The sequence below is a fragment of the Flavobacterium sp. UBA4854 genome, assembly GCF_002399805.1.
Taxonomy (GTDB): Bacteria; Bacteroidota; Bacteroidia; order Flavobacteriales; family Flavobacteriaceae; genus Flavobacterium; species Flavobacterium ginsengisoli.
This window is the reverse complement of sequence record NZ_DHEI01000160.1, coordinates 7043-19020: the sequence shown is the minus strand read 5'-3', so window position 1 is coordinate 19020 and position 11978 is coordinate 7043. Positions and strand designations below refer to the sequence as shown.

5 protein-coding genes and 1 pseudogene are annotated in these 11978 nt (G+C 34.2%); all 6 read right to left on the bottom strand.

The features are described from left to right. Positions 1-2157, bottom strand: a 2157-nt coding sequence (locus B3J44_RS22975; protein WP_286971694.1) for a GH92 family glycosyl hydrolase, incomplete at its 3' end; no start/stop codon positions are given. Between the two features lie 339 nt (positions 2158-2496). Beyond that, positions 2497-4110 carry a RagB/SusD family nutrient uptake outer membrane protein gene (locus tag B3J44_RS22970; protein WP_198858010.1) on the bottom strand — a complete coding sequence of 538 codons (1614 nt, stop codon included), beginning with the start codon at positions 4108-4110 and terminating at the stop codon, positions 2497-2499. An 18-nt stretch (positions 4111-4128) separates the two neighbouring features. Then, the gene (locus B3J44_RS22965; RefSeq protein ID WP_198858009.1) at positions 4129-7140 is read right to left on the bottom strand and encodes a SusC/RagA family TonB-linked outer membrane protein; all 3012 of its coding nucleotides are present in this window, start codon (positions 7138-7140) and stop codon (positions 4129-4131) included. Between the two features lie 277 nt (positions 7141-7417). After that, positions 7418-9571, bottom strand: a complete 2154-nt coding sequence (locus B3J44_RS22960) for an alpha-N-acetylglucosaminidase (RefSeq protein WP_286971690.1) — start codon at positions 9569-9571, stop codon at positions 7418-7420. 370 nt (positions 9572-9941) lie between these two features. Continuing rightward, positions 9942-11726 (bottom strand): mechanosensitive ion channel family protein, encoded by a 1785-nt coding sequence (locus B3J44_RS22955; RefSeq protein ID WP_286971688.1) that lies wholly within the window; start codon positions 11724-11726, stop codon positions 9942-9944. Between the two features lie 78 nt (positions 11727-11804). Beyond that, positions 11805-11978: pseudogene (locus tag B3J44_RS24315) on the bottom strand (hypothetical protein); the annotation flags it as partial.

The following is an 11978-nucleotide window of genomic DNA, read 5'->3' as shown; positions in this document are numbered from 1 at the left end:
TGTTTTTCCTGAATAATATTTCGAATTTAAATCAATCGAGATTTTATTGAAGATTGGGCTTCCTATTTGGTAAACAGCATCTTGGTCGGTTCCTCCGTTCATTTGAAACAAACCTAATTTAAGTAAAACATTCAAACTTCCCATTAATCCTTGGTCTTCATCGCCGTTGTAACCAGTTGCTGGCGATAATCCGCTGAAGGTGCTTTTTACTACATCTCTTGTCCAATATTGCGTTAAATCTGGTCTTCCTAAAATGGTGAAAATATTCGAAGTCTGCATGGAAGGCTGATTTCCAAAATTGACTGGAATTCTACTAAATTCCGGATGCAATTCTGCATCATGAGAAGTACCAGAAGTATAGTTTTGCTTTTTAGCCGTTTCAAATTGTTGATTTAATTTAGTTACAGCTTTTTCTTTTCCTCCCATTAAATCAGCTAAACCAAGAATGTCATGTGGCACAAACCAAGTCGACTGTGCTCCGTTTGATTCTATAAATCCGTTTTCATATTGATATGGATCGTAGTTTTCTCTCCATTTTCCATCTACATTTTTCGGACACATCCATCCAGTTGATTGATCGAAAACATTCTGATAGTTTTTGGATCTTTTCATGAAATACTTGTAATCGTCTTCGTGATTGAGTTTTTTTGCCAATTGCGCCAAAGTCCAATCTTGATAAGCATATTCTAAAGTCTGGCTAGCTCCATCTTCATGGCTTCCAAAATTACCGTCTGGCAGCGGGTACGGCACATATCCTTTTTCTAAATAATATTTTAATCCTCCGCCAATACTGGTTTTGTGTTCATAACCTGCTTTTGCCATGATTCCGCCTTCCATGTGTCCTTTTTTTAGCGCCACATAAATAGCTTCTAAATCATCTTTTACAATTCCTTTTTGAATGGCACTTACAATAAACGGTGTAGCCGAAGCTCCTGTCATAACATAAGTATCATTTCCTCCTGAAGGTCCACGCGGAATAGAACCTCCATCTTTGTAATACTGCATTAGAGAATACACAAATTCTTCCATAATCTCAGGATACACCAATCCCCAGAGATTATTAATTGTCCATTGTGCACCCCAAAAAGCATCAGAATTGTAGTGATTGAATTTTGGTTTTCCGTCTGCTTTTAAAGGCAAATGTCCTATCCTGAATTTGTCCCCTGTATTATCAGGATAGGCTCCATTTACATCACTGATCATTTTTCTGCCTTGGAGAGCATGCCATAAATCAGTATAAAATCTTCTTTGATCTGTTTCTGTTCCTCCTTCTACTTTTATTCTTCCCAATAAATTACTCCATTCATTTCTAGAATCTTCAACAGTTTTATTAAAATCCCAGTGGGTTAATTCGGTTTCGATGTTGTTATTGGCATTTTCAATTGACGTATACGAAATACCAACTTTCATTAGCACTTGCGTTCCCTTTTTATTAAAATGAATTAAATAATTTCCTGTTGTGTTGTCTTTCTCTATAGAGGTTATTGGTTGTTCTGTTTTAACTTTAAAAAACACTGTCAAAGGTTTTGGACGCCTAAAATTGGTGCTTAAAACTAATGAACCAGAAAGTTCGAAATCATTGTTTTTTTCTAATTTCCCATTGGTGTTTTCGCAAGGGCCTAAAACGGTGTTCAGATTAAAAAGAATTGCTTTTTGTGCCTTTACTGGAAATGTATATTGATGAAAACCAACTCTTGGCGTGCTCGTTATTTCTGCTTTTATCTGATATCTATCTAGTTTTAACGAATGATAACCTGGTGTAATAATTTCTGTTTTATGACTGAATTTGGAATAAAAATCTTTAAAAACAGTTTGTTTGTTTGCACTTGAGATTGTTACTGGCATTACTGATACACCAGACATTTGCCACTCGTGAACATGACTAAAACCTTTTACTGTGTCTGTAGTATATTTATATCCGCCTCCCCAATCGCCATTGATTTCTGTATCGGGATTTAAGTTAACCATACCAAACGGACGACTTGCAGAAGAAAAGTAAAACCATCTTGAATTTTCGGTGTCCAACAACGGATAAACCATATCTGAGATTTGTTTCTTTTTTAAAGAAACAGCTTTTTGGGCGTTGCATGACACTAAAAAAATAAGACTTAAACTTATTCCTAGGAGTCCAATTTTATAGATTTTGTTTAGTTCCATTTATTTTCTGTATTGAATGGGGCGATATTGGTTTAGAACGATTTTATGTTTTTGATTTATCACAAAATCGAAAATATTAAGCATAAGGATGGCTGTGAGAATTATAGAATTATTCTCAAAAAAAAATAGCAGAATGTTACAAAGCTTAATCTGTATAGAATTGTCCGAAATACTTTTGATTAAGCTTTGTTTTCATTCAAAAAATAAACTGAACTGATTTTTACGAGCAACTGAAAAAAATCAGTTTTTTTTTAGAAAAAAGGAGAAGGCTTTTTACGCTCTTCTCCTTTTCAAAATTAAAATTGAATTACAAATGCGTACTTAACTAAATTTTTATTCTTAATAACCATCATTCTGAGTAAGGGCTGGGTTTAAAACCATTGCATTTGTCGGGATTGGGAATACACGACGGTATGTGTCTGTATTAGTTTTATATCCCCAAGATCCTTCATATTTTCCAAAACGAATCATATCGTTTCTATGCCAAGCTTCCCAAGCAAATTCACGACTTCTTTCTTTGTAAAGATCCTCTAAAGTTACTCCGCTTAAAGCAGCAGATGTTGTACGATTAGAACGAACCATGTTTACTAATGCATCAACACTTTGACCTAAGGTCACAGATCCGCCACGTAAAATTGCTTCTGCTTTCATTAAAAGAATATCAGAGTAACGCAAGAAAGGAACATCATTGTTTTGATTACGGTTTGTTGAAGATGCATCAGGATAAAATTTAACGTTTCTGTATCCCATATTCCAAGCAATTTCATCATTACCACAATCGAATAGTGTTACGCTCTGACGAAGTTCAATATCTGGAGTTAAGTTTACTTGATAAGTATATGCCGCTCCACCATCAGATCCTGTGTAGAATTGATCGTAACCTTTTTTAGTTGTGGTAACCATTACTGGAGTTACACCATCATTCATAAATTGAAGTCCCGTAAGCCATTGTTTGTTACGAATATCATTGGCATCATTAAAATAAGCATAAAATTCTGGCAGTGTACTTCTAGGCGCACTTGGCGTGTAAGAAAGTCCGAACTTAGCTCTTTCTGAACGTGGGACATCATAACGTGCGTGATACATTTGCCCGTTGAAACCCACTGTAACAGCTGCTGGATCATAAGGAACCGCAAAGATGAATTCTTTCATTGCTGGTCCGTTAGTCGGGTAAAACATTTGAAGGTAAGTGGCTCTAGGTTCTACAACATATAAATTAGAATTGATTACTTCATCGCAAGCTGCGATACATTCGTTATAACGTGCCGTTCCTGTGTATACTTCGGCGTTCAAATACAATTTAGCCAACATTGCATTAGCGGTTTGTTTATTTGGTCTACCGTAAGTTGTAACTCCTGAAGCAGGGTTCAAATTAGGAACTGAACTTTTTAGTTCTTTCTCAATGTACTCAAAAACTTGTTTTCTTGGAGTTTTAGCATGAGAAGTAAAGTCTCCATATAAAGTATCTAATGGCACGTCTCCATAACTATCCATTAACATGAAATAAGAAATAGCGCGCATTGTTCTTAACTCTGAAATCAAAGTTTTTTTATCAGTTCCTTCAGGCATTGTCTGTCTTAAGATCGAAATAGCTTGATTGCTTGTTCCAATTACTTTAGATGACCAATCCCAAAGGCTTCCTATGATACCATTGTCTGGGTTCCAGTCATGGTAATGCATTGAAATATAGTTTCTATTATCAAACCAGTTACCTCCTCTTGCTGGTAAGATAGCTTCATCTGTAGATAATGACTGCGACCACCACCAAGCAAATGAAAACTCACCTCTAAATGCTGCATAGACTGGTCCTGTTGTCTGAATATATTGTGTTGAGTTTTGAGGAAATACCTCTGGTGTCAATTGAGTTGTGATAGGTACTTCTAGATCATCACAAGACCATACCAAACCAGCTAAAAGTACTGGAAGTCCTAAATATTTTAATATCTTTTTCATAATGTTTAGCTTTAATTTTTAGAAAATCACATTTACACCGAACATGTATGTTCTGGTTTTTGGATAGAAGTTATTAGAATCTACACCTGGAGCCGTTCCTCCTTGTTCAACCTCTGGATCAATTCCTTTGTACTTAGTAATAACAAATACGTTATTTACAGTCTGATAAATACGGATACTGCTGATGTAATTTCCAACTTTTCCAAAATTATAACCTAAAGTCATGTTATCTAATCTTATATAACTGCCGTCTTCTATAAAACGATCTGAATATTTATAAGAGTTTAAGTCATTTGGCGACTCATTGCCGGCATCTACTAAAATGTTATTGGTCATTGCGGTACTTGGTCTAAATAAGTCTGCACGAGTTGCATTGAAAATTTTATTACCAAAAACTCCTCTAAAGAAAATACTTAAATCGAATTTTTTGTATTGGAAATTATTTGCCCATCCCATCAATAATTTTGGCTGTGCGCTTCCTGCATAATGATAATCTACTCCAATTTGAGGTGTAGTTGTCAGATCACCGTTTTTGTCATAATACTGAGATACTCCGTCAGCATTTTTTCCAGCATATTTCAATGTAAAGAATTGTCCTAATGGTTTTCCTTCTTTAAAGATTTGTAAAGTACTTCCTGTTTGTCCTCCTCCGTCTGGTTGTACACGACGAATTGAATCTCCACCAACAAAGAATGGACTAGTTAATTTAACAATTTCATTTTTGTTATGCGCCAAATTCAAATTAGTATTCCAGCTAAAATCTGCTGTTTTAACAATAGTTGCGCCTAAACTAACTTCAATACCTTTGTTAGACATTGTTCCTCCGTTTGCTACAATTGTTCCTACTGGCACCAATACTGGATTAACATTGTAGTTAAAAATCATATCTGTTGTTTTCTTATCGTAAACATCAACAGAACCTGTTACTTTTCCTTTTAAGATAGAGAAATCAACACCAATATTTGCTGTTGCCGTTTTTTCCCATTTTAAATCAGGATTTGCTGCTTGGTTTGGTCCGTAAGCTCCAATTTGTTGTCCGTTGTAATAGAAAGTTCCTAAACTTCCAGAAATAAATTGAGCTGTGTAAGCATTAAATCCAGAAGAGTTTCCTGTTACTCCCCAGCTACCACGGAATTTCAAATCGCTAAAAAAGTTTTGGTTTTTCATAAAACTTTCTTTGTCAACTCTCCATGCACCTCCTACAGAAGGAAAGTATCCCCATTGGTTGTTTGCACCAAACATAGATCCACCATCTCTTCTAAGTGATCCTTGTAAAAGATATTTATCTTTATAATTATAATTTAAACGTCCGAAGTAAGCAATTAAACGTGTTTTTTGATATGCTTTGCTATCTCCAAAATTCACCACATAACCATTAACAGAAGTATAGTTACTTAAAGCTAAGTTGTTATACCCAACATTGTCAACTGGAAAATTTGTTGTCGTAGCCTGAAAACCATCTCCTAAAGTGTTTTCTTGCCAAGAGTAACCTAAAACAGCTTTTATTTTATGATCTCCAATTGATTTATCCCAAGTAAAGAAACTCTCAATAATGTTGTTTGTGTTCTCGTAAGCATTTCTCAATGCAGAACCATTTACTCCAAAGTTAACCAATGTTTTTGTCAAAGGCGGATCTGGGTTGTTGTAAAAGTTGGCACTGTTGTATTGTGAATAATAGCTGTCATAAAATTCTCCGTGAGATGTATTTAATCTTTGGTGTGCCAAATTCAAATTATACGTTAATCCGAAAGGCAATTTTACTTCTGCGGTAAGATTACCTACAAGATTATTTGTCTTAGTTTCGTCTGTACCATGCTCAATTAAAGCTACCGGGTTAAAGTATCCAGGACTTACAAAGTTTTCAAAAAAACTGCCATCATCATTTCTTACTGGAGAAACAGGAAGATAACTTGCTGCTTGTAAAAGAACTGTATTACGCTGTGGTACATTTTGATATTTTGTTCTAGAATTAGTAACATTTAAACCAAACTTTACTTTATCATTAAAAGCATATTGTTCAACAGATAAACGAGCAATGATACGAGAAAAATCACTTTTTAGCATAACTCCTTCTTTATTAAGAGAAGTAATACTTGCAGTATAACTTCCGTGATCTCCACCGCCACTCATAGATAAGTTATGACTGCTTGACGCTGCACGCCCTGATCTTAGAATTTCTTTTTGCCAATTTGTGTTAGCACCTTTGTCATTTTCTGGAGTAAAATTCAAATTGTTTTTAGTTGTAAAAGCTCTAAGTTGATCTGCATTCATCATATCCAAATTATTAGAAACTTCTTCAAAACCAAAATATCCATTGTAGGCAACTTGTGTTCTTCCTTTACTTCCTTTTTTTGTTGTTACCATGATAACTCCATTTGCAGCACGGTTACCATAAATTGCTGTTGCAGCCGCATCTTTTAATACGTCTATTGTTGCAATATCATCTGGCGATATAACCGAAATATCAACTCCTGGAATACCATCAATTACATAAAAAGGTCCTTGCGAACTGTTTAATGTCGAAGCTCCACGTAAAACTACCGAAGCTGTTTTTGTTGGGTCACCGCTTGAAGAAATATTCAAACCAGAAACTTTACCTTGCAAAAGTTGTCCAACGTCGCTAATTGCACCTCTGTTTAAATCTTCAGCTTTAACAGAAGAAACCGAAGTCGTTAAGTTTTTACGAGATCCTTTACCATACCCCACAACTACAACTTGTTCTAAGTTTGTAGTGGTAGATTGTAATTTAATCGAATAATTAGTTTTGGTTCCGTCTAATTTTACAGTCTGATCATCAAATCCTATGAAGGAAATTATTAATGTCGCATTTTTGTTTGACGCTAAAAATTTGAATTTTCCATCAAAATCTGTCGTTACAGTATTAGTCGTTCCTTTTTCAAGGATATTAGCGGCTGGCAGAGGAATACCTTTGTCATCTAATACAACACCAGACACTTCTGTTTTTTGTGCCCAAGTATTAATTGAGAAGCCAAAGAAAAAGGCTAATAATAAAAGTTTAAGTTTTTCCATTGTATATTGGTTAATTGGTTAAATAGTATTGACGAAATTAGTGCCAAAGAAATGTTAACAAATGGACAAGTTATTCATAAACATGGATAATTTCTTTAAAATCAATAATGACAAGGCTTCGCAAAGTATTTTTTCTAAAATTATATAGTTAAAAACTTATTAATTAATCGATTTCGTAAAATTTTCTATTCATCTTTTTACTATGGTTTAAGGTTATGTTATAAATATTAAGTTAAATTTTGTCTATATACGTAGCAATTATAATCTTGGTAACTTTTTATTTGCTTTTTGTCCAATTAATTTCCCAATTTTTAATTGATTCTCTTTCTTTATTTTCATCAAAAGGAGTATTTGTGACAACAGATTTTTTTAAAGCTTCTAAAAACATTTTCCATCTTGGCCAATAAAATCCTTTATACATTCCTTTCCATGATCTAGAAGCGTAATCGTTCAAGTGTCCTTCTCCGCCCCAAAGCGTAATTAATGTTTTGGCATTTTTTACATATAATGAAGAAACCTCTGGCGAACTACCATAATCTGAAGCCGATTTTACCCATTGATCCAAACTATTTAATGGCTGACCTGACATTACAGCATCGATATTCAAAACTTGTTTTTCTATCTTTTTAAATAATCGATCGCCTTGGTCAATGTCTTTCTGTTGGTATGCTTTTACGCATTCTATTAAATCTTCATCAATACATAATGAATAATAATGTCTTGTAACATCTATTAAATCATATTGAATAAAATTCTTTTTATCGTATTTCTTTGCTTCTTTGGTTAAAATATCCAAAGCCTCTTTTAGTTTTTTCTTATCTCCAGGATTTCCTTTAAATTCTGTAATGGTTACTGTTGGACGTTTAAACAACAAATACGCTCCAGCCCTATCATTCCACCAACGTGTTTCCCAATATTTGACATTATAGACAGATTCTAATAATAATTCCCACGCTAGAAAAACAGGTTTAGAAGTCGTTTGCCCGTATCTTGCGTTTAAGTATTTAGTTAGCCAATCATTTATAGGTTGCTCTCCTTTAGTCCACGGAAGATCATAAATGTATTCGTATACAATCGAATTATTATTTAAACCTTCAGGCATTGCTCCATAACCTGCAATATTTCCTCTATGCGGATTTTTAAGCAGACTTGTCAATTCATTTTTGTAAAAATTCAAATCGCCATAAACAGGATTCGATCCGCCATAATTATGTACATAACCATAAGTCCACTGTTTTCCGTAAAAAGCTTCCTGATTATCCCATACTTTATATCTGTCATTGGCATAATCCTGAACCATTACTTTATCGTTTGGAACTTTACTTAAAAATGCGCTTGTAGCTTCTTTGGTCCAGAATTCTTTATTGTCTCCAAAAAGCCATCCTTGCATAACCCAAGTCGCACCAGGAGCCGCTTCATTTATAGTCTCATAAACAGCACTTCCATAATTAGAAAGCTCTTCATATTTATTATGTTCAGAAACTGGAGGTTCAATTTCATTAAATGAATCTGCCAAATAGAAATCTGACTTTCCGTACATTTTGGTATAAATTTCTATAAAACGTTTTCCGATTTTTTTAAATAAAGGATCTTTAGAATCTAAAAGAAAAGTGCTCGCAAAACCACCGCCAGACCACGATTTTAATTCTGTAATTTTAGCTTCAGGATGTTTTTCGGCGAAAGCCTTAGGAACATATCCGCTAAAAGCAGGAACAACAGGATGCATATCTAAAGTTCTCATTCTCTCCAATATTTTCTTTTGAAGTTCTTCTTTTTTAACAAACCATTCTTGTGGCAAAGGACCTTCTAGACTATTAATATTTCCCATTCTTTGCCAAGGTAAAAAAGCTGCCCCAGCAAAATGTGCCTCTAACTGATTGTTTGTCAAACCATATTCTTTCCATAATTCCTGCCACACCGCTTCCTGACCCTCCATTGCAGTTGGAAGATTAATGCCGTGCATAGCCATCCAATCTATTTCTTGTTCCCAACGTTTCCAGTCCCACCACGGAGTTGTATAGCCAAAAGTGCAAGCGTTTAAATATTCTCTATACTCAAATGGTGTACTTCCTTTTTTGGAATATTTTGGCCAATCTTTAGGTAAATTGACTCTGTTTCCTTCCCAACTAATTAAAACCGCACCGATATCTCTAAGAAAATTATACGCTGCATAGCAAAGTGCTGTATTATTTGAAGCTTTAATTTTTACAAGATTGCTGGTTGCTTCCACTTCAAACCAATCTTTATCTTGATTTTTATTTTCACTTATAGTCATTTCAAACTCATTGACACGACTACCAATTAATCGCTCTATTACAGCAGAAGCGCTTTTTGTTTTTTCGTCGTTTTTGGAATATCCGTTTAAAGCACAAAAAAATAACAGTACAAATAATGGTACAGCATTTTTAATTTTAAGATTCACTCTTTTCATATAATCATGTATTTAATAAATTTCTTTCTCTAAAAATTGAATAAAAAAAGGGAGATTAAATCTCTCATTAATCTCCCTAACTAATAAAAACTAACAAATATTTACTAATCAATCACCTTCAATTTATTATCTTTTTTGTGTTTTCTTTTTGAAAACTACTACGATTCAATTGGGTTTTGGATCGAAAATAAAATTACTCGCATTGTTATTCTTCAAGATGGACGAATCAATCAAAAGAATAGACATATTTTTCATATCTCTTTAATTAGTCCATTTTTACGAATTCTTTCTGCCATTTAAAGCGTTGCAAATGTCATTGGTATAAATAACTTATAAATAAAAAGAGCTTCAATTTGTGAAGCTCTTTTCTTTAGAATATGGTTTCATCCGCATTAGGATCAAAACTTCCTTCATTTGGATATTTAATGCTGTCCTTCAGTTCTTCTACTCGTTTTGGATCAAACTTAGGCAATTGCAATTCATTATTTTCTTTCCATTTTTTAACTATTTTAGAAACTTCTGCTGCTTTTTCATTAGAAACAGGCGTATCTCTAGTCATATAAAGTGTTTGCGAAGGATAAGCCAGAGAGGTACCGCTTTTTTCTATAATGTCCAGCATTCGCAATAAAAGATCTTCTTGCACTTCTTGCGATGTCTCCACATTTATGGCTTCAATATAAGCCGTAATCTCAACCTTTAAAGAATCAGCTGTAATACCAGTAAAGCGAACTATTGGATTTGTATTTAAAACAGAAGGATGTGCATAAAGCAATGACCTTAATTCTACAAGCAGATAACGCATTTGGTCTGGTGTAGTTTCCATTCTAAATCCAAAAATTGGATTGAATATAAATCGATCGCGATGTGCATAATTTTCGATTTTACTAGCTGACAACTGACCGTTCGGAATTGTTACAATACTACGAGCAGGCGTTCTAAGTGTTGTAGAACGCATCCCGATAGATTCTACAGTTCCTTTTATATCATCGACTCTACAATAATCGCCTACACGAAGTGGCTGATCGGCAATAAGACTGACACTCCCTACAAAGTTTTCTATTGTTTTTTGTGCTCCAAGAGCTAATGCAATCCCTCCTATTCCTAGTGCTGCAAGTCCAGCTGTAACATCTACTCCAATAATTCCTAATATTGCAATAATTCCGATTACAACAATTGCAACTTTCATGGTACGACTCAAAAATAATACCGCAGATACCGCAGAAGCACGTCCGCGATTGTTCATTCTGCTTCTTGTAAACATGCTCACAAAATCGGTCAATCTCCAAAGCAGAATTAAAAAAGCTACAATTCCGATTGTAATTATTATAATGCTAAATCGCTGGCGAACTATTATAGAAATTCCCATTCGCTGTGTTAAAGTGACAAACAAAATCACCGTCAGATACATCTGAACTGGAAGTGTAAAAGCTTCTATTATAGCATTACCTTTCTCACTATCTGCTTTCTTCCATATTTTTTGCAATAAAAATATAAACACAAATATCAATAATCTGGAAAGCAGGTAGGTAAGCACTGTCATTACAACCACTACTCCCCAATGTCCAATTGGTACATTTCCTAGTTTTCTTACTTTTAAAGCATTTGGCAATACCCTGTCTAAAAAAGTCTTTTCGCCACTAATATCAGCTGCAAGAATTGCTTCTATAGTTTCAGCAGAAAAAAGCCATAAGGCTGGCTCACTATCATCTGACTGATTTTCTAAATAAAGTTGAATGCTAATTTTATCGGTAGATATATTTCCAACCAAATCTACACCAGTTGCCAGATTATCATCTATACGTCCTAATTCTTTATTGCTAAGAATAGATGATGGCGAGAAATTACCTCCCTGATCCAACAGCTGCTGAAAGGTTTTGGCTATTCGTATTCTTTCAGATGTTTTACGATACGAACGTTTACTAAGCATAAAATACTGGCTTGCGCGCAGATAATTCTGATCGCCAATTGCTTTTATGAAACCGTTGACAGTTCCTTGAGGTGTTCTTCTTCCTAAAGAATCATCGGGAGTTTTTACAGGTTCTTCAGTAGTAGTTTTTGCTCCCCCTAAAAGCTGTGCTTCTAATTTACAAGGAGTTAATATTAATACTGAAATCAACAGTATAAAAGAGAATAAACGTTTAGTACCTAAAATCATATTTTTTTTGCTTTAGTAACTTAGACTATTAAAAATAAGAAATATAGCAGAATTACAAGTTATTTGCATTACCTTTTTTTAATTTTCTATACAAAAGCCTTCATAAGATTTCATAAGAGCAATTCTGGAACTTTTGACAAATTCAATTAATCCTATTTGATTTAGCTTTTCTGTTAAATCTAGTATTTCTTCATCTGTTCCTGTAGCCTCTAATATTGTATACTCTTTTTGAATTTCTGAAACTTTAAGATT